At 68.9% G+C, this 22453-nt stretch carries 18 protein-coding genes and 1 riboswitch; of the genes, 7 read left to right on the top strand and 11 right to left on the bottom strand.

What is annotated here, in order from left to right; genetic code table 11:
* Window positions 1-11: 11 nt before the first annotated feature.
* Together ACWEF2_RS10155 and ACWEF2_RS10150 are read left to right on the top strand one after the other, a co-directional pair.
* On the top strand, window positions 12-839 hold the full coding sequence (locus ACWEF2_RS10155) for a GNAT family N-acetyltransferase (protein WP_453813732.1): 828 nt from the start codon (window positions 12-14) through the stop codon (window positions 837-839).
* A gap of 29 nt (window positions 840-868) precedes the next feature.
* Complete coding sequence (locus tag ACWEF2_RS10150) at window positions 869-2137, top strand: ATP-grasp domain-containing protein (RefSeq protein ID WP_453813730.1); 1269 nt, start codon at window positions 869-871, stop codon at window positions 2135-2137.
* Between the two features lie 1218 nt (window positions 2138-3355).
* Here the strand turns inward: ACWEF2_RS10150 and ACWEF2_RS10145 are convergent.
* Window positions 3356-4087, bottom strand: coding sequence for a class I SAM-dependent methyltransferase (locus ACWEF2_RS10145; RefSeq protein WP_453813728.1), 732 nt, complete (start codon window positions 4085-4087; stop codon window positions 3356-3358).
* Between the two features lie 374 nt (window positions 4088-4461).
* Here ACWEF2_RS10145 and cobF point away from each other — a divergent pair, with 374 nt between their 5' ends.
* The gene (gene cobF / locus ACWEF2_RS10140; protein WP_453813726.1) at window positions 4462-5226 is read left to right on the top strand and encodes a precorrin-6A synthase (deacetylating); all 765 of its coding nucleotides are present in this window, start codon (window positions 4462-4464) and stop codon (window positions 5224-5226) included.
* Between the two features lie 66 nt (window positions 5227-5292).
* Here the strand turns inward: cobF and ACWEF2_RS10135 are convergent, their stop codons facing one another.
* From ACWEF2_RS10135 to ACWEF2_RS10120, 4 genes are read right to left on the bottom strand one after another with little or no spacing between them, the layout of a single operon-like run.
* A complete protein-coding gene (locus ACWEF2_RS10135) occupies window positions 5293-5991 on the bottom strand; it encodes a (2Fe-2S)-binding protein (RefSeq protein ID WP_453813724.1) in 699 nt (232 codons plus the stop codon).
* Window positions 5988-6782, bottom strand: a complete 795-nt coding sequence (locus ACWEF2_RS10130) for an ABC transporter ATP-binding protein (RefSeq protein ID WP_453813722.1) — start codon at window positions 6780-6782, stop codon at window positions 5988-5990. The genes ACWEF2_RS10135 and ACWEF2_RS10130 overlap by 4 nt, the downstream gene beginning before the upstream one ends.
* A complete protein-coding gene (locus ACWEF2_RS10125) occupies window positions 6779-7855 on the bottom strand; it encodes a FecCD family ABC transporter permease (protein ID WP_453813720.1) in 1077 nt (358 codons plus the stop codon). The genes ACWEF2_RS10130 and ACWEF2_RS10125 overlap by 4 nt, the downstream gene beginning before the upstream one ends.
* A complete protein-coding gene (locus ACWEF2_RS10120) occupies window positions 7852-8856 on the bottom strand; it encodes an ABC transporter substrate-binding protein (protein WP_453813718.1) in 1005 nt (334 codons plus the stop codon). Before ACWEF2_RS10120 ends, ACWEF2_RS10125 begins: the two co-directional genes overlap by 4 nt.
* A 156-nt stretch (window positions 8857-9012) precedes the next feature.
* A riboswitch (cobalamin riboswitch) is annotated at window positions 9013-9201 on the bottom strand.
* A gap of 409 nt (window positions 9202-9610) precedes the next feature.
* On the opposite strand from ACWEF2_RS10120, the gene ACWEF2_RS10115 reads away from it, so the two are divergent.
* On the top strand, window positions 9611-11527 hold the full coding sequence (locus ACWEF2_RS10115; RefSeq protein WP_453813717.1) for a helix-turn-helix domain-containing protein: 1917 nt from the start codon (window positions 9611-9613) through the stop codon (window positions 11525-11527).
* On the opposite strand, the gene ACWEF2_RS10110 is transcribed toward ACWEF2_RS10115, so the two are convergent.
* The 5 genes from ACWEF2_RS10110 to ACWEF2_RS10090 all read right to left on the bottom strand — a co-directional run bounded on the left by ACWEF2_RS10110 (window position 11499) and on the right by ACWEF2_RS10090 (window position 17991).
* Window positions 11499-12482: an ABC transporter permease gene (locus ACWEF2_RS10110; RefSeq protein ID WP_453813819.1), complete on the bottom strand. Its 984-nt coding sequence runs from the start codon at window positions 12480-12482 to the stop codon at window positions 11499-11501. The two genes, ACWEF2_RS10115 and ACWEF2_RS10110, sit on opposite strands and share 29 nt — an antisense overlap.
* Window positions 12483-12554: 72 nt before the next feature.
* Window positions 12555-14027, bottom strand: a complete 1473-nt coding sequence (locus ACWEF2_RS10105) for an ATP-binding cassette domain-containing protein (protein ID WP_453813715.1) — start codon at window positions 14025-14027, stop codon at window positions 12555-12557.
* 49 nt (window positions 14028-14076) lie between these two features.
* Window positions 14077-15045: a sugar ABC transporter substrate-binding protein gene (locus tag ACWEF2_RS10100; RefSeq protein WP_453813817.1), complete on the bottom strand. Its 969-nt coding sequence runs from the start codon at window positions 15043-15045 to the stop codon at window positions 14077-14079.
* A 36-nt stretch (window positions 15046-15081) separates the two neighbouring features.
* Window positions 15082-16305 carry a serine hydrolase domain-containing protein gene (locus ACWEF2_RS10095; RefSeq protein ID WP_453813713.1) on the bottom strand — a complete coding sequence of 408 codons (1224 nt, stop codon included), beginning with the start codon at window positions 16303-16305 and terminating at the stop codon, window positions 15082-15084.
* A 72-nt stretch (window positions 16306-16377) separates the two neighbouring features.
* Window positions 16378-17991, bottom strand: a complete 1614-nt coding sequence (locus ACWEF2_RS10090) for a class I adenylate-forming enzyme family protein (RefSeq protein ID WP_453813711.1) — start codon at window positions 17989-17991, stop codon at window positions 16378-16380.
* A gap of 781 nt (window positions 17992-18772) precedes the next feature.
* On the opposite strand from ACWEF2_RS10090, the gene ACWEF2_RS10085 reads away from it, so the two are divergent.
* A complete protein-coding gene (locus ACWEF2_RS10085; protein WP_453813709.1) occupies window positions 18773-18913 on the top strand; it encodes a helix-turn-helix transcriptional regulator in 141 nt (46 codons plus the stop codon).
* Window positions 18910-19881 carry an NAD(P)-dependent alcohol dehydrogenase gene (locus ACWEF2_RS10080; protein ID WP_453813707.1) on the top strand — a complete coding sequence of 324 codons (972 nt, stop codon included), beginning with the start codon at window positions 18910-18912 and terminating at the stop codon, window positions 19879-19881. Before ACWEF2_RS10085 ends, ACWEF2_RS10080 begins: the two co-directional genes overlap by 4 nt.
* A gap of 83 nt (window positions 19882-19964) precedes the next feature.
* Here the strand turns inward: ACWEF2_RS10080 and ACWEF2_RS10075 are convergent, their stop codons facing one another.
* Window positions 19965-21260: an MFS transporter gene (locus ACWEF2_RS10075; protein ID WP_453813705.1), complete on the bottom strand. Its 1296-nt coding sequence runs from the start codon at window positions 21258-21260 to the stop codon at window positions 19965-19967.
* A gap of 133 nt (window positions 21261-21393) precedes the next feature.
* On the opposite strand from ACWEF2_RS10075, the gene ACWEF2_RS10070 reads away from it, so the two are divergent.
* Window positions 21394-22410: an Lrp/AsnC family transcriptional regulator gene (locus ACWEF2_RS10070; RefSeq protein ID WP_453813703.1), complete on the top strand. Its 1017-nt coding sequence runs from the start codon at window positions 21394-21396 to the stop codon at window positions 22408-22410.
* Window positions 22411-22453 lie beyond the last annotated feature (43 nt).

The following is a 22453-nucleotide window of genomic DNA, read 5'->3' as shown; positions in this document are numbered from 1 at the left end:
TGGGAGCGCCTATGAGTCCGGCCGTATGCCGACTGGACGTGACGGACCTGGAGGCCTGCCTCGTGCTGGGGTCGGACCGGCAATGGCCGCGCGAAGACCACAAATGGCGCCTGCTGTTCTCGATCGGTCGGGTGTACGGCGTCGAGGACCCGGACGGGGGCCTCGCCGCCGCCGTCGTGGCATCCCCTTACGGCACGTCGGTCAACGCGATCAGCATGATGCTGGTCGCCCGCAAGCACGAGCGGCAAGGGCTGGGCGGCCACATCCTGAGCCACGCGCTGGCGGACGTCGGCGCGGAGGGGGCGTTGCTGACCGCGACCCCGATGGGCAAGCCGCTGTATGAGAGGCTGGGCTTCCGCACGGTCGGCCTATGCTCGACGCTGCGCGGCGCCCCGGCCGCCCCGATCACGCCGTCGGGCCGCTCGCGCCCGTTCACCGCCGCCGACCTACCCGCCGTCACCGCGCTGGACACCGACGTCTTCGGCGCGCCGCGCACGGAACTCATCGCGGCCCTGCCCGAGTTCTGCGACTCGTTCCGGGTCGTGGACGGCCCGGACGGCGTCGTCGGCTTCGGCGGCGCGTGGCCGAACGTCGGCACGACGGTCTTGGGCCCGATCACCGCGTCCGACCAGGACACCGCCCTCGCCCTGCTGGACGACCTGGCCGCGACCGCGCCGGGCGAACTGCGCGTGGACGTCGACCACCGCGCCCAGCACGTTCTGAAGTGGGCGGAGCAGGCACGGCTCGAACACCGCTTCACCACCGACATCATGGTCCTCGGCCCGGACACCACGGGCGACCACCGCAGCCATACCCCGGTCATGCTGGCACTCGGCTGACCTCCGCCCCTCGACCCGAAGGCAACCCGATGATGCCCCCCCAGGACCAGCCGATCGCCGTGATCGTAGACGGGTACTCGACCGGAAACTTCCTCCCGACGGCGTTCGCCAGGGCAGGCGTCTCCGTCGTCCACGTCCGCAGCTCGGCGGAACCGATGGCGTCCATGCTCGCCCCCGACCTGACCGAGTACCTGGACGAACTGGTCTGCGCAGGCGACGGGGACGTGGACAAGACGGTCGCCCTGCTGGCCGAACTGAAGCCGGTGGCCGTGCTGGCGGGTCAGGAGCCGGGTGTCCCGCTCGCGGATCTGCTCAGCGAACGTCTCGGCCTGGCGACCAACGGCACGGCGCGCTCCCGTGCCCGCCGCGACAAGCACGAGATGATCGAGACCTTGCGGGCCGCGGGCATCCACTGCGCCGACCAGACGCGCACCGCCGACGTCGCCGAGGCCGTCGCCTGGGCGGAGGCCCGCGGCGACTACCCCGTCGTGGTCAAGCCACTGAGCTCGGCGTCCTCCGACGGCGTCACCGTTTGCCGCACAGCGGACGAGGTGGCGGCGGCGGCCGAGGCGGTGCTGGCGGCGGTGGACATCTTCGACCACCAGAACACCGAGGTTCTGGTCCAGTCCTATCTGGACGGAACCGAGTACATAGTCGACACCGTGTCGGCGAACGGAGAGCACTACCTGTGCGGCGTGTGGCAGTACGACAAGACCACGACCGCGACCGGAAGCCGCATCTACGACCGCGACATTCTCCTGGACGCGGCCGAGTCTCCCGTACCGGAGCTCCTGGCATATCTGGAGACCGTCCTGTCGGCACTGGGCATCGCCCACGGCCCGGCACACGCCGAAGTGATGATGACCGCCAGAGGCCCCGCCCTGGTGGAGGTCGGCGCCCGCCTGAACGGCAACATGAACCCCGGCTTCCACGACGTATGCCTGGGCACGAACCAGGCCGACCTGACCGCACTGGCGTACGTGGACCCATCGAAGTTCGTCGCACAGTACGGGAACCGCCGCTACACGCGCCGTCAGCCCGCCGTCGTGCACAACACCCGCACGGAGCAGGACGGCGTGGTCAGCAAGGTGGACCAGGAAGCGGTTGCCGCGCTGGCCGCGCTCCCCGGCGTGCACCTGGTCGGCGTGAAGCTGGTGCCGGGCAAGCGGATCCGCCCGACCACCGACCTCCTGTCGAGCCCGCTCCGGGTATTTCTGACGTCGCCGGATCGCGCGGATCTGGAGTCCGCCTACAACGCCATCCAGGTACTGAAGGACAAGGTCTACCGCACCGCGTGACCGGCGCCGCCACCGAACGGGTCCGCCGGTCACGCCGAATCAGCCGCCGGCGGCGATCAGCGCCGGCGGCGCGCTCTGCTTGATCCGGTACAGGTCCCGCAGGTCGCGCAGCGGACCGACGCCGCCGCGGGCCGACTCCAGGCCCGCGGCGTGCGGGCGTTCCGGTTGGAACTCGCCGCACCGCCGGCTCAGCCTCGCCGCCCGCTACCGGCTCCTCGGCGAACTCGACACAAGTGAAGACGAAGGCTTCGCTCGACTCCTCGGTAACTGGATCCGCCTCGTGCTGCACCGCCCCTTTTTGGCAGGCTTAGGTGGGACAGCGTCGATCGTCGATTCGATTAGGGCTCTTCCGTCACCGGACAAGATGCCATTCCAGTCCCATATGACGTGCTTTATCTGCGAAGTCATCACATCTCCACATAACGAGCCATGATGAAGTTTTCTTACGCCTTCCGGCGTAGCAGAGGAAAAGCCCGAGAGCGGCGAATTCGGCCGCCGTGCCCGAACAGCCGATAAAAAATCGATTCAAGCTGAAAATGTGATTACAAAACCGACTCCGAGTGCAACCCGACCCCCTGGCCCACACCGCAGCACACCGCGGCGAGTATGAGAGTGGCCACGCTGTCGAAGACCGCGGCGATCGGCAGAAATGCCCCCGCGGCAGTCCACCACAGGGCGACGCCGACGATGGAAGGATCGCCTCTCGCAAGTGCACAGCTCCGATCACTGTGGACAGGACGAAGCACAGGGAGACCAGGAGTCCTGCGAGCGCGCCGCTCTGCGCACACGAGGGACGATTCCAGCACTACCGATCCCAGCGACGCCAGAAGCCCTCCGGAGGAGAAGGTGCAGAATCCGGCGACGAGGGCCGCCGACGCCGACCAGCCACGGGTGATGCTCCGCAGCGTTCGTCCGATCGGCGCCCGTTGCACGCGCATTCCCCCCGGAACCCGCATGAACGGCATGATGAAATGACCGGTTCCTCGCAGGTCTGGGGCGCGAATCCACCGGTCTTGCAGATCGGGTTTTTGGTGAGGGCCACAGGGCCGGCCGGGATGACGAGGATCACCGCGCGGCGAAGAGCCGTCCGCCTTTCCCGAGGACGACCGCGAAGATCGCGGAATTGACGTGGGCGCGAGAACGTAAGGGCCCGGCGGCGGACGCGGCCGACGCGCCGGATGCCGCCCGGCCGTGTCTCGATCGACCGGATACGCGCCGTCAATCACCTGCCGGGCGCCGGAACAGCGCGGCCAGGAGGAAGGGGACACCGAAGACCGGTCCGTCGGCCGGTTGCTCCTCCATGTGGCGCACCTCGATCTCGGTGAGGTCGGAGAAGATCCAGCGCAGTGCGCCGGGCGTGTAGGCCAGGCCGCCGTGCAGACGGCCTTCGCGGTAGAACTCCTCGTCGGGCAGTTCGGAACCCATGGCTCCGGCGGCGAAGCAGGTGAGGGCGAGGTGACCGCCGGGGACGAGTACCCGGTCCAGCAGGTTCCGGTAGCTCACCCGGCGGTGCGGCGGCAGGTGGTGAAGACAGCCGGAGTCATAGACCAGGTCGTACCGGCCGAGCGCCGGTCCGGCGGTGAAGGCGTCGCCGCAGTGGAAGCGGACGGCGGCGCCCGCCTCGCGAGCCCGCTCCTCACCCCAGGCCACGGCGACGGGAGAGAGGTCGACGGCATCCACCTCGAAGCCGAGCGAGGCGAGATGGACGGCGTTGCGGCCCGGCCCGCAGCCCAGGTCCAGGGCACGCCCCGGAGCGAGCAGTCCTCGTTCGAGGTAGGACACCAGGCTCTCGTCCGGCTTGGTCACGAAGAAGGGAACCGGCTTTGAGCGGTCGGCGTAGAAACGGTCCCACCATGTCGAGGCGTCCTGTGTCCACCGGTCCGCGTCCGATGCGAACAGCCGATCCAGCAGGCCCAGAACATCATCCATCGTGCGGATAGTCCGGTTCACTCAGAACCTCCCCCGGCGGTGACCGTCCATTCTGATCTTAGGCGCCATCCGGCACATCAGCGCTGGCCGGATGGCCTCTCCCCACCCCTCGGGGGCGGCGGAGAAGGCCGTGCAGGCGGCCCTCCGGCGCTTTCCGGGACCGCAGCGCAGATGACTCCGGACGCGCGCTCCCCACTCGGCGACGCTCCCGTGAGGAGCGGCCGCGGGCATCTCAGGATCGCCTCAGGACCTGACTCGCGAGGGCCGGGGCGTGTTCTTGGTCACAGGCGACCGGCAGCCCGGCTCGCGGTCTGGGAGTGTGAACGAGGTCCGGCAGCCGGGGAACGGTCAACCGGGGTTCTGCCGCTGTCCGCCGAGACGGCAGACTCTCCTGCGTGAAGCGAATCCTCATCATCGGCATCGGCGCGGGCGACCCGGACCATCTCACCCTCCAGGCGGTCAAGGCCATCGGCCGGGCCGACGCGTTCCTCGTCCTCGACAAGGGCGAGGCCAAGCACGACCTGATCCGGCTCCGCCAGGAGATGATCGAGGCGCACGCCCGCGCGCCGTACCGCCTGGTGGAGGCCCGTGACCCCGAACGGGACCGGACCACCCCCGCCTACGCCGCGGCCGTCGAGGAGTGGCGGTCGCGGCGCGCCGACCTGTACGAGGCGTTCGTCCGCGACGAGCTCGGCGACGACGAGACCGGCGCGATCCTCGTCTGGGGCGACCCGGGGTTGTACGACAGCACGCTGGCCGGCGTCGAGGAGGTCGTTGAGCGCGGCACGGTCGCCTTCGAGTACGACGTCGTCGCGGGCATAACCAGCGTGTCCGCCCTGACCGCCCGGCACCGCACCGGCCTGAACAGGGTGGGCAGGGCCGTGCACATCACCACGGGGCGCCGCCTGGCGCAGGAGGGACCCGTCGCGGCCGACGACGTCGTCGTCATGCTCGACGCGCACTGCGCCTTCGCCGGTCTGGGCGAGGAGTTCCACATCTACTGGGGCGCCTACCTCGGCACCCCCGACGAGCTCCTGGTGGCCGGGCCGGTGCCCGAGGTCGCCGACCGCATCCGCGAGCTCCGCGCCGAGGCCCGCGAGCGCAAAGGCTGGATCATGGACACGTACCTGCTGCGACGCGTCTCACCGAAGCCCTCATAACGGCCTTGGTGCCCTCAACGGCGTGCGCGAGAGCGGCAGCGGGTACGCGAAACCGCCTCAGCGCCCTCATCGGAGTTTCCGCTCCAGTGAGCAGTCCCCGCATCTCTCACCGCCCGGGACGCGGTAGTACAGGCAGCAGCTTCGCCGCCGGAACGCCAGATCCGGCCCGGTGAACTCGCCGGTGCCGCGTAGTGCCGCGGTGTCGAGCAGCCGTTCGGCGAGATGGGTGAGGGGCCCGCGCAGATCGGGGCGGGCCCGCAGGAGGACGTGCGCCGCCCCGGCCAGGGCGGATCCCGCGTTGCCGCGTAGCAGGCCCGGGGCGATCTTGACCCGCAGCCCGGCGGCCAGCACGGCCAGGTGCTCGTCCATGACCAGGCGGTAGACGGTCTGGACGAGGTCCTCGCCCTCGGGGGCGTACCAGCCGCGGGCCGCGGGCAACCGCAGAGCGGGCCCGTGCGCCTGCTGCCGCAGATCTCCGAGGTCGGGGACGACGCCGTACACCAGGACACAGCCCAGTACGGGAGACCACAGACGGGCGGCGTGGCCGAGTTGGACGACGGAGGTGGCGACGCGGTGCTCGGGTGTGCCGTATCGGGCCACACGATCGGCAACCAGATGCGGGAGCCCTTCCGCGTAGGCCTCCGCGACGGGCCGCCAGACACCGTCACCCTCGCCGACGGCGAGGGTGAAGAAGGTGCCCAGGCCGGTGAGGCCGTCCAGCGCGGCGGCGACGGTTTCGGGCGGGGCGGGCCGCAGGCGGGTCATGTCAGATCTCCCGGGAGTACGCTGATCTGTGGGACGCCGGTGTGAGGGTGCGGGCCCACCTCGGCGTCCACGCGGTAGACCTCGGCCAGCAGGTCCGCGGTGAGCACCTGGGCGGGCGGACCCGCCGCGACCAGGCGGCCGGTGTCCATGACGCAGATCCGGTCGCAGAACGCCGCGGCCAGATTGAGGTCGTGCAGCGCGACGACGGCGGTCACGCCGAGCCTCCGGACCAGTCGCAGGGCATCCAGCTGGTGGCGCAGGTCGAGGTGGTTGGTCGGCTCGTCCAGCACCATCGTCCCGGTTCGCTGTGCCAGGGCGCGGGCGATGAGGACACGCTGCTTCTCGCCGCCGGACAGCCGGTCGAAGGGCGCCTGGGCGAGGCCGGCGACGTCCAGCTCCCCCAGCGCGCCCATGACGATGCGCCGGTCTTCGGAGTCGTCGCCCTGGAACGCCCGTTTGTAGGGGGTGCGGCCCATGGCGACCACGTCGTACGCGGTCAGCTCGAACTCGCCGGGCGCCTCCTGCAGGACGGCGGCCAGCCGCCGGGCCAGCCGTCTGCCGGTCATCCGCCAGACGTCCTCGCCGTCCAGCGTCACCCGCCCCGACGTGGGGCGCAGCGCCCGGTAGAAGGTGCGCAGCAGGGTGGACTTCCCCGCCCCGTTGGGGCCGACGAGCGCGACGACCTCGCCCGGGGCGACCTCCAGGGAGACGTTCCGCACCAGGGCCCGGCCGTCGACGACCACGCCGACGTCGTCGGCCCGCAGCACGGCGGGCCCGTCCGCCGCCGTCATCGGGCCGCCCCGCGCCGCATCAGCCACAGGAAGAACGGGCCTCCGGTCAGGGCGGTCAGGATACCGATCGGGATCTCCTCCGGGGCGATCACGCTGCGCGCGGCCAGATCCGCGGCGATCAGGAAGGCCGCGCCCAGCAGGGCGACGGCGGGCAGCCCGCGCCGGTGGTCGGCGCCGACCAGCAGGCGCACCACGTGCGGCAGCATCAGCCCCACGAACCCGATGGAGCCGCTGACCGCGACGATCGTGCCGATCATCAGGGCGACCAGCGCGAACAGCGCGCCGCGGAAGCGGTGCACGTTCAGTCCCAGGGCGGCGGCGGCCTCCTCCCCCGCCAGCAGCAGGTTGAGCGGGCGGCTGAGGCCCAGCAGCACGCCGGTGCCGAGCAGGACCGCCGCGGCGGGGATCCAGACGAGGTCCCAGGTGGTGCCGGCCAGGCCGCCCAGCATCCAGCGCAGCGCCGACTCGGTCTTGCGCGGATCACCCGAGGTGATAATCAGGTAGCCGGCGACGGCCGAGAGGACCTCGGCCGTGGCGACCCCGGACAGCACCAGCCGTACGGTGGTCATCCGCCCCCCGGTGCGGGCCAGGAAGTAGACCAGCACGAGCGCCAGGAAAGCGCCGGCGAAGGCGGCCAGCGGCAGCGAGAACGCACCGAACAGCGAGATGTTGAAGACCATGACGACGACCGCGCCGACCGTCGCGCCCGAGGACACCCCGAGCAGCATCGGATCGGCCAGCGGATTGCGCACCAGCGCCTGCAGGGCCATCCCGCACACCGAAAGCCCCGCGCCCACCACGCCGCAGAGCAGGATGCGAGGGACCCGGACGTCCATCACGATCGTCTCCCTGACCGGCGTCCAGGTGGGCTCGGCCAGAGGCGCGTACAGCCGGTGCAGCAGGACGGCCCACACCTCACCGAGCGGCAGGCGCACCGAGCCGACCGCGATCCCTGCCGTGGCGGCCATCGCCACGGCGACCGCGAGCGCCGCCAGGACCAGCGTGTACGGCACACGCCCGCGGCCACCGGCGGCCGTGACCGTCGGCGCCCGGAAGGTGGCGATCTTGGTCACGCGAAGCGGTCCGGGTGGATCTGACGGGCCAGCGACTCCACACCGGAGGGCACCCGCACGCCGAGCACCGCCGACGACAGCGGCAGCACCGCGAACCGCCGGTTTTTGATCGCGGGTACGTCCTTGAGCGCCGGGTTGGCGAGCAGGAACCTCTTCTTGCCCTCCAGGGGCTCGTCGCCGTAGTCATAGATGACGATCACGTCGGGTGCCCGCTCCGCGACCTGCTCGAAGGAGACGTCTCCGAAGGACTTGGGAAGGTCGCCGAACAGGTTCGTCCCACCGGCCAGCTTGATCATCTCGTTGCCGATACCGGCTCCGCCCGCGGTGAAAGCGGTCTTTTCGCCGCTGTCGTAGACGAACACCTTGACCGGGCCGGCCCCGTCGATCTTCTTCTTGACGCCGTCCAGCACACCGCGCATCGCGGTGATCTGCCGCTCGGCGCGGTCGGGCACACCGAAGATCCCGCCGATCGCCCGGATCTCGTCCTCGGCCCGGGTCACGGTCACCGGGCCGGTCGGGCATCCTTCGACGTTGACGTGGGAGTTGATCCCGGCCCTGGCCAGGACGGCCCGGCCGCGCCCCTCTTTCTCGTCGAAGGCGCTGTTGAACCCGCCGTAGACGAAGTCGGGCTCGACCGACAGCAGCGCCTCGTAGGAGGGGTACTCCTTGGCGAGCACCTTGATCCCCCTGTAGGCGGCCCCGTACTCGGGAAGGATCCTGTCGTCGAGGTAGGCGGTCGCCACCATCGACTTCTCCAGCCCCAGGGCGAGCATGATCTCGGTGGCGTGCTGGTTGAGCGCCACCGCCCGCCGCGGTGGCCTCTGGAAGGTGGTCGTCACGCCGCAGTTGGTCACGGTGAGGGGGAAGCCCGCGACGGCCGAACCGGCGGAGGACGAGCTCGCGGCAGGAGAGGCGCCGGGGTGCGTGCCGGCGCCGCAGCCGGTCACCAGCGGGGCGGAGGCGAGGAGCAGGAGGAGGGGAAGCGAGCGTCGGCTCGTCATGAACGGGGTCCTTTCACCCACGGGCTGAACCCGATGAGCGGGGCGAGGGGCCGGATCACCGAAGGAGGCTCATGACGCGCGCAGCCCGAAGGACCTCATGCCGGATGGGCGACATGGCGATCACCGTTCCTCTCTTGGGGAGATCCGCCCCAATTTCTACGAGGAGGCGACCGCGTGAGTCTCCTGGCTCTCGGGTCGACGCTCGTCCCGGCCTTCCCACCCGATCATCCGGGCAGTGGCCTGTTCGGGATCCGCTCACCGATCACAGTGGCGGGACCGCACCGGATTCACACCGGTTTCCTCGATCCGCCGTCGCCTACCCCCACATCGTCTCACAGGCAAAGAGAGGATCACAGGCGGCCAAAACCACGAATTCCATACTCCCGCCGGAGAACCCCGCCGACGTCGACCTCCGGGTCCGCGCCCCGGCCGGGTCTCCTCGTCTCGTCATACGGCCTCGCGCTCCGCCGCCTCCGAGTCCGTACCGCGGGCGCGGAGGGCGAACAGGACGGTCAGCGCGCCCGGCGCGACACCGCCGCGCCACAGGGGACCCGGCCCTCGGATCCGATAGGGGCTCCACGCCTACCGACGGGGATCATTCATATCCGATCGTGCATGATTATCCAACTAAGTGCCAATCAGATGCTAAATATCTGAATTGACCTCATTGAGATCGCCTCGATGGCAAAGGTACTGTCTGGGCATGTCTCCCAGCGGTTATCCCCCCACCACGGAATCACTGGAAGCAGCGCCTGTGACGCTGGCAGGTCTCGTCCACGCCCTGCTCCGCGATGACCCTGATCAAGACATACAGGTCGCGATCGATCACGTGGCCGCGTCGACGCGGCTCAGCGAGGAGACGCTGCACCTGGTGCGGCGGTTGGGCAACGAACTCGATCGTCTCCGGATGCGGGCGAGGAACCTGGAGATCCTCTACGACACAGCGGGCGACCTGTCGGCGTTGCAGGACCTTGAGGACGTCCTCCTGGCCATCGTGCGCAGGGGCCGCAGCATCCTCGGCACGGACGTCGCCTACCTCATGCTCATTGACGACGAACGCGGGGACGCCTACATGCGGGTGAGCGAGGGCGCGATCGGCAAGGAGTTCCACGAGATCCGCCTGTCCCTTGGCGCCGGTCTGGGTGGAGTGGTCGCGCAGACCGCGAGACCACTGTGGACAGCCGACTACCTCGCCGATCCACGGTTCGTGCACGCGGTGGACAACGAGGTGGAGGACGACGCTCTTGTGGCCATCCTCGGGGTGCCCCTGCTCCTCGGCCCCCGGGTCATCGGCGTGTTGTTCGCCGCCGACCGTCATTCCCGGACCTTCTCGCACGACGAGGTGTCCCTGCTCGGATCCCTCGCGGCCCATGCGGCGATCGCGATCCGGTCGGCGTCACTGCTTGAGGAGACCCGGCGCTCCCTGGCCGAACTGACCACCGCGAAGCTTATGGTCGAGGCCCGGAACGAATCGCTTCGCCGTACCTCCGAGATGCACGAACGGCTCACCCGGCTGCTGCTGGCCGGGTCCAACGAAGTCGACATCGCATCCGCCGTCGTCGAGGTCATCGACGGCACCCTGCTCGTGCTGAGTCCCTCCAGCCGTCTGCTGGCGCGCGCGGGCCGGCCCGCCGGGGTCGCGGACATCGACGACCCGGAACCGAACTCGGTGCTCAGCGGCGCGGACGGGCTCCGGTTGCTCGAGTCCCTGCCCGCCGACGCGCACCTGCGGGGATCGTGGACCGGCCGGGTGCACGGGCTGCCGTGCCGGTTCGTTCCGATCGCGGCCGGCACGACGCATCTCGGCTGGCTGTTGTTCTTCGGTCCTCAGCTCGACGAGATCGATACACGCTCGTTGGAGAACGCCGCGACCGTGACCGCCCTGTTGTGGCTCATCCGGCGAGCGAACGACGAGGCCGAGAACCGTCTCCGGCACGAGATTCTCGCCGAGATCCTCAGCGGGAGGCTGACGGAGCCGGAGAGCGCCTACCGCCGCGCCGAGATGCTCGGGGCGGACCTCCGAGGCGCGCTGACCGTGGTGACAGTGCTACCCGGCGATCGGCAGCCGCGCGCACACATGGAACGGATTCTCCTGGCCCACGCCAAGGAGCACGGTGGCCTCGTGGCGAGGATGACCGACCGATTCGTCCTGGCGTTCCCCGGGACCGAGCCGTCCGCCACGACCGAGTCGCTGCTCACCCGGCTGCGACGGGCGGACCCTCCGACGAGCAGCTTCACGGTCGGCGTCGAGAGGTCCGGCACCGGTCTCCCGTCCCTTCCCGAGGCCGAGAACAGGTCGCACCGGAGTGCGAAGGTCCTGCGGGCACTGGACAAGTTCGGTTGCGCCGCCGGCCCCGACGAGCTGGGCGTTTTCGGCTTGCTGCTGAGCGACAGCTCACAGGATGAGATCGGCTGGTTCGTGTCCCGTGCGCTCGGTTCGCTTGAGGACTACGACGAGCGCAGAGGCTCCGAGCTGGTCCGCACCCTTGAGACCTACTTCAACCACGACGGTGTGGTCTCCGCCGCCGCCGACGCGCTCTTCGTGCACGTCAACACGCTCTACAACCGCCTCGACCGCATCGACCGCATCCTCGGGACGGACTGGCGCTCGGGCGAGCGCGCCTTGAGCCTGCGAATCGCGCTCAAACTCCGGCGGCTGATCGAGAGCTGAGCGTCTCCGAAGGTGTGGCGTCCTCGGCCGAACCCGCGGAGAGCTCCTTGGCGCCGAGCTGCGACCAGGACTTCCGGACGCTCTTTTGAATGGTGCTGTCGAGCGCCACCGCCATCACCAGAGCGGTTCCGGTGATCATGGCCTGCAGGAACTGCGAGACCCCGATGATCACCAGACCGTTGCTGAGGGTGCCGATGAACAGGAGTCCCGCGAGCACGCCGCTTACCCGGCCGACGCCCCCCTCGAACGCCACTCCGCCGATGAGGATGACGAGGAGCGCGTTGAGCTCCATGGACAGGCCAACCGTGGGCGGAGCCGCGAAGAGCTTGCCGGAGAGCATGATGCCCGCGATCGCCGCGGCACCGCCGGTGACGACGAACAGGGTGAGCTGGACCCGCCTCACCCGGATCCCCATCAGGTGCGCGGCACGCTTGCCGCCACCCACCGCCAGGAGCTCCCGGCCGAACGGTCGATGATTCACAACGAACCAGGCGACGGTCACGACCGCGGTCAGTATCAGGATCTGAAGAGGAATCGGGCCCAGTTCGAACCTCGCGAGATCCGTGAACCCCTCGGGCAGGCCCGAGATGGTGGCGCCGCCGGTGAGATACAGCGCCAGACCGCCCCAGGCCCCGAGGAAGCCGAGCGTGATCACGATTGGGTTGAGCCCCAGCACGGAGATCAGGAATCCGTTGAGGGCGCCGGCGGCGAGGCCGAAGACGACCCCGGCCAGGATTCCGAGGGGCACGGAGCCGGTCCTGGTCATCACCGAACCACACGTGACGGCGCCGACGCTGGCGATGGAGCCGATGGAGAGGTCCACCGACCCCGACATGACGAGCAGGGCGAGAGGGATCGCGACAATGCCGAGCTCGGCCACGTTGAGGATGATCACCTGGAGGTTCTGAACGGTCGCGAACCGCGAACTCAGGGTCGTGAAGAAAAGCGCGAGCACAACCAACGTGACAAACGTGCTGTATTGGGCACCGACAATCTTTGCCCTGTGGGTAACGGACACCGTGGCCTCCTAGGCGCGCTCGCCACTGATCAATGACAACAGTTCCTCGTCGAAGTCCTCGGAGGCCTCCACCTCGTGTACGCCGTCACCGGCCAGGACGTACACCCGGTCACACAGTGAGCTGAGTTCGTCGCTCTCCGCCGACGCCACCACAACCGCGACGCCCGACTCCGCCACTCCCCTGACCACGCGCCTGATGTCGGCCTTGGCGGCTTCGTCGACACCCTGCGTGGGCTGGGCGAGCAGGAGGAGTTCAGGCCTGCGGACCGAGACCCATCTCGCCAGCAGGTGTTTCTGCCGGTTGCCGCCGCTGAAACTGGCGATGGGGGCGTCCCCATCGGGCCCGCGAATGCCGAGTTCCCCGCGGATCTCGGCGTACTTCTTCCGCATCCTCGACGAACGGAGCCGGCCGCCACTCGTCAGCTGCGAACTCCAGGGCAGGAAGACGTTGTCGATGGCGCTCATGCCCGGCACGAGACCGTCCCTCTCACGATCGCCGGGCACCAGGTACACACCCGACGAGATCGCGTCGGCCGGACCCGTGGGCCGGTAGGGCCGGCCGGACAAGGTGGCCTCGACGCCTGGGCCACCCTGGAACAGGGAGTCGAGAACCTCGAACTGGGAACCGCCGGCCACTCCGAAGAGTCCGACGATCTCGCCGCGCCGGAAACGCATCTCCCCGCCGCCTCGACGGACGGTGAGCAGTTCCGGTCCCACGGCTACTCGCGACCGCGCCTCCTGCCGGGCGGACTCCGGCGCCAACGCCGCCGCCAGCGTCTTGGACGTGAACCCCTTTCGCTCCTGATCCATCACGACGCGGCCTTCACGGAGCACGACGATGCGATCACAGATATCGAGGATGTCGGGCAGCCGATGGGACACGTAGACCACGGCGGTGCCCTGGGAGGTGAACCAGCGGATCCGGTCGTGGAGGACCGCGGTCTCCTCGGCCCCGAGTGCGGCAGCGGGTTCGTCCAGCAGTAGCGCGTCGATGTGCCCGGTCATCATCCCGCGGGCGAGGTCGACCATCTGCCGTTCGCCGAGCGAGAGCACCGAGACGGGGAGGTCGAGGTCGTGAGCGAGTCCGAGCGCGCTCATGACCTCCGCGGCCCTTCTCCGGGTCTTCGCCCGATTCCGCCCCGACGGCCGGGCGACGATCAGGTTGTCGAGGATACTGAGGTTGGGGGCGAGCGCCGGCTCCTGATGGATCACGGTGACCCCCAGATCGGCGAAGTAACGCGGATCTCCAAAGCGGGCCGCCTGCCGGTCGCCGATTCGGATCGCGCCACGGTCCGGTTTCATCGCGCCCGTGGCGACGTTCAGGAGGGTCGACTTGCCGGCCCCGTTGTGGCCCATGAGTCCGACGACCTGCCCTGGAGCGACCGCCAGGCTCACCCCGGCGAGCGCGCGGGTGGCACCGAAAGAAACCCACACATCGTCGCAACGAAATCCAGCCTGCGGCACCGAAGGTTCATTCAACATGTGCTTACCACTATTTCATCCACCGAAATCCCGGGCACCGGCGACGCGATCACTCGCGATACTTACCGGCATTCTCGCTGGTTATCTTCTCGAAAATCACCCGCTCGGACTTGACCGGTTCACCCTCTGCGGCCGCGATCAGCAGCCTCGAATTGATGTCGGCGATGGCCTTGGCCGTGACGATGTAGGAAACCCGGTAGACGCTGTTGGGCACCTCAAGCATGTCGAGCGTTTCCTGAGTGGCGTCGAGACTGCCGACGAAGTACTTCGGATCGTCCTTCGCGACGCCCGAGTCCAGCAGGGCCCGGTAGGCGCCCTTGGCCAGGTCGTCACTCTGAGTGATCCAGACCCTGGTGTCCAGATCCGCGGAGAGCTGGGCCTTGGCCTTGGCATAGCCCCCCTCCCGCGTGACCGTGCCGCCGATCTCCTTCACGGTGACATCCGGAGCGACCTCCTTGACCCCGTCGACGAGGCCCTTGGCACGTGCCAAACCCAGATCCGTGCTCCGGTCGCCCAGCACCGCGACCGTTCCCTTGCCTCCGGCGGCCTTGACGAGCCACTCACCGGCGTCACGGCCAAGGGTCCTGGCGCTCTCGTAGTCGTCCACCGTCAGGCCGGGGGTCGCGCCCTCCCAGTTCGCCGCGTAGCTGATGATCCCGACGCCGGCGTCCTTCGCCTGCTTCGTCACCGGAACCAGAGAGTCCGCCTGCACGGGAAAACCCATGATCGCCTTGACGTCGCCCCGCTGGATCCAGGCCTGCCAGTCCGCGACCTGTTTCTCGGCCTTCCACTGCGGGTCATCACTCAAAAGCCGGTAGCCGGCCTTCTCGACCTGTGGCCTCATGTATTTGATGACGTCATTCCAGATCGTGATGTCACTGCCGGCGAAGCTCATCGCGACGTACTTCTGGGCGGCCCCGTCGTCACCCTTATCGTCCAGCAACCCGGTGCATGCGCTGAGCATGAGGCAGGCCGCGCCGATCAGAAAACCACGGGAAAGAATGCGACTCTTCGACATTTCCACTTCCTTCGCATCGCTTCAAGAGCCGGATGGCTATGACCCGTTCACTTCTTTGAGCCGGTCGCACACGGCGTCGATGAACGCCAGCCTGCCGGGGCTGCCGTGCTGACTTCCGCCGATCTGCGCGGCGGCCTCCGCCGGATCCATGTAGCACTCCCGTGGCATGGCGCCGATCATGACGACAACGAGGCCGTGTTCCGGCTCGACATGGATCCACTGGCCGTATACGCCCAGGGCGCTGAACGAGTTGGGCCGGATCACCCACCACAGGTATCCGTAACCGGTGAAGCCGGTGTTCTCCAGCGACCAGAGGTCGTACTCGAAAGCGGGCGCGGATGGCGCGGTCGCCTCCGCGGCCCACCCCTCGGGCAGGATGCGCCGACCATTGGCGACGCCGTCGTTCATCATCAGCAGGCCCAGACGGCCGTAGTCCCGTAGCGAGGCACCGCAGCAGCTTCCGGTGATCTCGTGGCCGTCATCGGAGTCGAGCATGAAATACCCGTCCGAATCCATGCCCATCGGTTTCCACAACCTCTCTGAGCAGTAGTCCGCCACCGTGGTCCCGACCGCGCGGCTGATGACGTGACTCAGCAGATAGGTGTCGCCGGTGTTGTAGGCGAACCTCGTGCCGGGCTCGTACGCCCGCGGGAGCGTCTTCAAAGCCTCAAGGATCACACCCGGGCGCCGCTCGGCAACAGGCTTGAGGTACTTCTGCACCACGTCGGCCCCAAGGTCCTCGTAGTTCTCGGTCCACGACGTTCCGGAGGTCATGGTGAGCAGATGGCGGAGGGTGACCCCCTCGTAGGAGGTCCCCTTGAGCTCCGGAATGTGTGAGGTCACGAACTCGTCCAGGCTCCCGATGAGGCCATCGTGCATCGCGGCTCCCACCAGCGTCGAGGTCAGGGACTTGACCATGGACGACGACTGCCAGGTCGAGGTGCGATCAAGGCCGAGGGCGTAGCGCTCGACAAGGACCTCGTCACCGCGGAGCACGAGCAGGCCGCTCAGATGCTCGTCACGCATGAGGTCGTCGACGTCGCGCATCCGCCCGAGGTGCTCGTACCGCACCTCAAGCTGTTCACCCGACTCGGTCAGGGGAGACGCCTGGGGCCCGCATGCGATCTTTCTCGTCGCGAAAATCCGCTCCCAGTGCAGGAACCCCTCCGCCTGGATATGCGGCGACCACAGCAGGAAGTCCGTTCCCAGCAGGCCGGCGAGCCAACGAGTGTGGTCCTTCAGGTCGGGTGACGCGTCCACGTGATTCTCCTCCTCGTAGATCTTCACGGGCTCGATTACGGCGGTGAGCCCGGCTCCGCACAGAAACCTTGGTCAAACTTCCGTCTGCGTCCGCTGCGCCGAGCGGCTGAACTGGACCTCGCGATACGCCGCGAGGTGTGGCTCCAGCCGCTGGGCCAATTCGATCCGCTTGGCCTTGCCCGTGGATGTGTAGGGGACGTCGTCGCCGAAGACGACGACCTTGGGGCAGCGGGCGAAGTCGAGGTAGTCGGCGCAGTGAGCGAGCACCGCCTCCTCTGAGACCGGCGAGTCACGGACGACGTACGCGGCCACCTCTTCGCCGTAGAAACGGTTGGGGAACGGAATCGCGAGCCCGAACCTCACGGCCGGGTGGGTGCGTATCACGGCGTCGATCTCCACCGGCGAGATGTTGGCTCCGCCACGGATGATGATCTCCTTCATCCGCCCCGTGATGAAGAAGTACTTCTCGCCGTCGTTCCCGCGCCGCCAGAAGCCCTCGTCACCGGTCATCAGCCACCGTTGCCCGCCGAGGCCGTCGCGGCCCGCGTACCTCTTCATGACCATGCCGCCGCGTGCGGCGATCTCTCCGCGCTCCCCCTCCCGGAGCTCGTGCCCGTTCGGACCGAGGATGGAGACCGCGGCGTGCGGAACGGGAACCCCGATGCTGGGGAAACCGAACCGTGAGTGCCACTCCGTGCGGGCCTGGTCACCCATCCGTGGCATCAAGGTCACCACGGCGGTGGTCTCGGACATTCCAAACAGGTGACGCACCGGGCGGGAATATCGGCTCTCGAACGCGAGAACCGTCTCCGGCAGCAGTGGACCGGCCCCGCACAGGAACTCCCGGAAGTCTCCGTGAGGCCCTCCCCTCGACCGCAGCAGGAACTCCAGCAGGCTTGGCACGACACTGCAGACGTTCACCGACTCCCGCTCGGCGTCGTCCCAGAAGTGGTCGCTCCTGAATCGGTCGCACAGGACCGTCGAGCCGGAGACGAACCACGGCAGCAGGCTGCTGACGAGCAACCCGTTGACGTGGTGGATCGGGAGTACCACGAGAGCGCGGGTCGCCGAATCCCAGCCGGTGGCCGAAGCGAGCGCGTCACAGTCGATGAGCAGGTTCCGGGCGCTGAGCACCACTCCCTTGGGCTCACCCACGGTCCCGCTCGTGTAGATACGGAGAGCTTCGACGTCCAGGCCTACCGGCTCGGAGTCGTCCTTCCGAGGTCCGGACGTACGGCCCTGCGCCTCGATGACCGCCGCGGCGGCGAGCGCCGTCGCATTCGTCCCCTCCGTCAGGACCGCCGCGTCCTCGGTCTCGGCGCACACGAGCAGCCGCGCGCCCGAGTCCTGGACGATGAAGCGTTGGCGCGCGACGGAGTCGTGAGCGTTCAGCGGCACATAGCAGGCCCCGACCGTCCAGCACGCGTAGGCCACGACCAGGGCCTCGGAGCGGTTTCCGAGCAGGGCCGCGACCGAGTCGCCGGGCGCGACTCCCCGATCTCGCAGCGCCCCCACCGCCCGGGCGACGAGCAGCTTCCACTCGCCCACCGTCCATTCCCGTCGCGTGTCCAGCTCGTGGTTCAACTCGATCAGGTACGTCGCCGCGTCATCGGAACGCGCGGTGAAGAAGGACGCGAAGCTACTCCAAGGTGGTTCGTATCCGTCAACGGCATCTGCTGGGTGCATACGAGCAGGCTAGGAATATGTGACGTTCACCACCATGGAGACTTTCATAGGTTTGCGCACAGCCCACTGTCGGTCTCCCCAGTGCCCGCCTGGTTCCCAGGGCCGAGGCATGATCGCACTCGGTGTTTGACGATCCGCTCGCCGTGTTCGCGTCCGGGGAGACGGGCGGGCCGACCGCGCTCGTGCCGTTCGAGCCCGTCGGCAAGGCGTGAAGGGCATTGCCCTTATCCGAGAATACGGGTCCGATATATGTCGCATATTCTCAGCAAGCATTGATTTACACGCGTCAAGCAAGCTCTGCACGGGCCCCGACCACTCCCGCCGCAGACGGTGACGGAACCTCTCATACCGATAGACGCCCTGTTCGAGGCCTCGCACACGGGACACGAGAACGCGCACACGTATGCACCGCGAGCGCTGTAACCACCACGTCGTCACCTTCCCGGTCCGCCTGCCGTCCGCCTCCCTCTCCGCCCGCCCCCACCTGTGCGAATGTGGAGCCCGGCGCACCCCGAGCCCTCCGTTTTAGGGTCACCTTACCTGCGAAAGGGGGCGTCCACGCGACAGGGACAGCCGCCTGGCGTCGAAGGCCGGCCCTCGATCCCACGCCTGCCGCCTTCGCCTGGGGGAACGTCCTCGTCCGCCATGACCCCTGCGACCTGGCCGGACAGCGCCGCGCGTCACACCCCGGCCCCGCCCCGCACGGCGTGATGTAAAGAAAAATAGACATCACGTCTTGTTTGCTTTACATTCATGGCATGCCATTCGAGACCGCATCGGCATGACCCGCCAGACCGTCACCGCCGTCGAGCAGAGCCGCTACTCGCCGTCCCCGGAGACGGCCTTCCAGATCGCGCGGGCGTTCGGCGTCCCGCTCGACGACGTGTTCCAGTGTCCCGGCAGTGTGGAGGAGACCTCATGAAGGCGATCGTTCAGGACACCTACGGCTCGGCCGACGTGCTGGAGCTCAGGGACATCGACCCGCCGACGGCCGGGGACGACGACGTGCTCATCCGGGTGCACGCGGCCGGCGTCGACGCGGGCGTCGTGCACCTCATGACGGGCCTGCCGTACCTGCTGCGCCTGTTCGGCTACGGGCTGCGCGCGCCCAGGGTCCGGGTACGGGGCACCGAGGTGGCGGGGCGTGTGGAGGCGGTCGGGCGCGGCGTCACCCGCTTCCAGCCGGGTGACGAGGTGTTCGGCATCTGCGAGGGCGCCTTCGCCGAGTACGCCCGCGGCCGGCAGGACAGGTTCGCGCCCAAGCCGGCCCGTCTCACCTTCGAGCAGGCGGCGACCGTACCGGTGTCCGCGCTGACGGCCCTGCAGAGCCTTCGCGATCGGGGAGCGGTCCGACCCGGGCAGAAGGTGCTGGTCATCGGGGCCGGAGGCGGAGTGGGGACGTTCGCGGTGCAACTGGCCAAGGAGTTCGGCGCGGAGGTCACCGGCGTCTGCGGTACGGACAAGACGGACCTGGTCCGCTCGATCGGCGCCGACCACGTCATCGACTACACACGCGAGGACTTCGCGGACCGGCCGCCCCGCTACGACCTCATCCTCGACATCGCGGGCAACAGCTCGCTGTCCCGCCTGCGGCGGGCCCTCACCCCGCGCGGGACCCTCGTCATCGTAGGCGGCGAGGGGGGCGGGCGGTGGCTCGGCGGCGTGGACCGTCAGCTCCGGGCGATGCTGCTGGCACCGTTCGTGGGTCACAGGCTCCTCATGCTGCTGTTCAACCAGAGCGAGGAGGACCTCCGCCTCCTGGCGGAACTGATCGAGGCCGGCAAGGTCACGCCGGTCATCGGCAGGACCTACTCGCTGAGCGAGGTCCCCGACGCCGTCCGCTATGTGGCCGAGGGCCACACGCGGGGCAAGGTCGTCATCACCCTGTGAGGCGCACCGCGCCGGACCGGCGCCACGGCGCCCGCCGGCGCCGGAGCCGATCGCACGCGTCCCGATTCCGCGCGGGCCGGCCGTCAGTTCTCCCGTCCGCCCGAATCGGCGTCACCACGATCGGCGGTGGTGGCGGAACGGCGGCGTCTCCGCGCGGAGAACCGGGCCAGGCTCAGCGTGATCGCGAGCACGGCGAAGACGGCGGAGGACAGGAACGACACGGTGGCGGGCGCGTACCACTCCGACAGCGCGCCCACCACGAAGTACCCCATGGCGCCGCCCGCCACCGCCGCGGAGCCGAAATAGGAGAACCCCTCGGCACGGCGGCTCAGCCCGAGACGGCTCTCGATCTCCGTGGCCAGGAGCCCGTTGATCGGGACCATGCCGAGGCCGGCGACGAACAGTGCCACGCCGTAGGCCACGCCGCTCGTCACCGCCGCCGACGGCAGCACCAGGAGGGACGTGCCGAACAGGAGCGCGACCGTGGCCGTCCGCGCTCGGCTGGCCGGCACCGGCCGGGCGCTGACCGCAAGCCCGCCCAGACAGGCACCCGCCGAGAGCACGGCCACGAACCATCCCGCGGCACCGGGGTCCAGCCCGTAGTCGCTCATCCGCAGCGGAGCCGCGGCCGAGAGCAGGCCGTAGCCCAGCCCGACGAGGGCGACAAGGATCCCGACCGTCCAGACATCACGGGGCGGTAGCGGGCCGGTGCGCTTACCCGAGGCGGGCGGGAGCGCGGGAACGCGTCGCATGCCCCAGGCCGCGAGCAGGGAGAGCGCCGCCATGACGATGATCGCGGAGGTGATCCGTCCCATCACGACCAGTACGGCCACCAGGGCGGGCCCCAGCACCGAGGAGAACTCCACCAGCAGTGACTCGGCGAAGTGGGCCCGGCGGAGCTGGGAGGCGGGGATGGTCACCAGCAGAAGCGCGCGCAGGCCGCCCCAGAGCCCGGCCATCGCCAGGCCCAGCAGAGCGGAGAGTAGGTAAAGTGCCCAGAGCGGCGCGCCCAGCCACACCACGGGCAGCATCGCCAGGACGGTGAGGGCCGATCCGCCGAGGGTCAGACGCACCGCGGCGCCGAGTTCGACGCGGTCGAAAGCGCGGCCGGCCAGAGGGCCGAAGACCCCGGAACAGAGGTTCACGACGCCCGCGAGCTGGGCGCCGACGGTCAGCGAGCCCGTGGCGATCTCCCCGACGAGCACCATGACCAGCGATGTCATCGCCATGGGCAGGCGGGCGAGGGCCGAGCTGCCGATCCAGACGAGCCATGGCCGGTGCCGCAGCAGCTCCCCCAGCCGGGCGGGCGTCTCCGTGCTCAGGTCGCCGGGGTCGGGGAGCCGGCCTGCCGGGGCTCCGACGGCACCGGGGTCCGTCACCGCGTCTCCTCGCGATCACACAGCGCACTCAACTCGCGAAGTTGACCAAAACCCATATTTTTTCCTCTAATATTGACTGGAAATCTTGATTTAGCGCGCGATGTTACATATCGATGGCAGGATGGCACACTGAATGCGCAGGACGACGACCCCCACCACCGCCCGCGCGGGGCGCTACGGCTGGACGACAGGACCTGACGTGTTGAATCAGCACTACAAGCTCGACGATCAGGACAAGGCGATCATCGCCATGCTCCGGCAGGACGGCCGCGCCCCGCTGGCCAGGATCGGCGAGCAGGTGGGTCTGTCGGCCGACGCCGTACGGGCGCGACTCGCCCGGCTGAGCGGTGACGGCATCCTGCGGGTGATCGGATTCGTGGACCCCAGGAGCCTCGGTTACGGTTGCCTGGCCACGGTCGGCCTGCGCTACCACGGTCCGATCGAGGAATTGGTCAAGACGCTCAACGGCCATCCCAAGATCACATTCATGGTGCAGATCGTTGGCGAACTGAACGTGATCTGCGAGATCGCCGCCCGTGACGACATCGATCTGGCCGACACCGTCGCCGAGACCTTCGGCTCCATCGAGGGCGTCCGTGACTACGAGGTGTGGCGCCAGCTCAAGGCGCTGAAATGGGAGAGCCAGGGGCGCCCGCGCACCCCCGCCACCCCGCCGGCCGAGCAGACGCCCCGGCCCGAGCTGGACGAGCTGGACGTCGCGCTGCTGCGCGTGCTGGTGGACGCCCCGCGCTCCACGTTCCGCGAGCTGGAGGCCCAGGTGGAGGCGCCGTACTGGGTCGTGCGCAAGCGAACCCAGGCGCTCTTCGCCAACGGCACGATCCACGCCACCGCGGTCCTGGACAGGGTCTCCACCGATCCGGTCACGATGGCGTGCGTCCGCATCCGCCTGGAGGGCGACACGGCCGAGGGGCTGGCCGCCCTGACGGCGCTGCCCGAGGTGGCCATACTGCTGCTGACCGCGGGGCGCTTCCACGCCGTGGCCGAGGTCACCTGCACGTCGCCGGAGGACCTGGCGGCGCTCATGCTGCGGATGCTGGCGATCGACTGTGTGCGGGACGTGTCGATCCTGCTCTACGCGAGGACCCTGGTGCTGCCGCGTCCCTGGCGCTTCGACATCACGACCGGATGAGTCGCGGCGGCCCGTGTTCACGCCGGGCGCCGGGCGGCCTGGC

The sequence above is a fragment of the Streptosporangium sp. NPDC004631 genome, assembly GCF_053601935.1.
This window is presented reverse-complemented; position numbering and strand designations above follow the sequence as displayed.

Coding starts and splice junctions, on each gene's coding strand:
- ACWEF2_RS10155 (WP_453813732.1), top strand. CDS start 12: ATGAGTCCGGCCGTATGCCGACTGGACGTGACGGACCTGGAGGCCTGC.
- ACWEF2_RS10150 (WP_453813730.1), top strand. CDS start 869: ATGATGCCCCCCCAGGACCAGCCGATCGCCGTGATCGTAGACGGGTAC.
- ACWEF2_RS10135 (WP_453813724.1), bottom strand. CDS start 5,991: ATGACCCGCCTGCGGCCCGCCCCGCCCGAAACCGTCGCCGCCGCGCTG.
- ACWEF2_RS10130 (WP_453813722.1), bottom strand. CDS start 6,782: ATGACGGCGGCGGACGGGCCCGCCGTGCTGCGGGCCGACGACGTCGGC.
- ACWEF2_RS10120 (WP_453813718.1), bottom strand. CDS start 8,856: ATGACGAGCCGACGCTCGCTTCCCCTCCTCCTGCTCCTCGCCTCCGCC.
- ACWEF2_RS10105 (WP_453813715.1), bottom strand. CDS start 14,027: ATGTTGAATGAACCTTCGGTGCCGCAGGCTGGATTTCGTTGCGACGAT.
- ACWEF2_RS10100 (WP_453813817.1), bottom strand. CDS start 15,045: ATGTCGAAGAGTCGCATTCTTTCCCGTGGTTTTCTGATCGGCGCGGCC.
- ACWEF2_RS10090 (WP_453813711.1), bottom strand. CDS start 17,991: ATGCACCCAGCAGATGCCGTTGACGGATACGAACCACCTTGGAGTAGC.
- ACWEF2_RS10085 (WP_453813709.1), top strand. CDS start 18,773: ATGACCCGCCAGACCGTCACCGCCGTCGAGCAGAGCCGCTACTCGCCG.
- ACWEF2_RS10080 (WP_453813707.1), top strand. CDS start 18,910: ATGAAGGCGATCGTTCAGGACACCTACGGCTCGGCCGACGTGCTGGAG.
- ACWEF2_RS10070 (WP_453813703.1), top strand. CDS start 21,394: ATGCGCAGGACGACGACCCCCACCACCGCCCGCGCGGGGCGCTACGGC.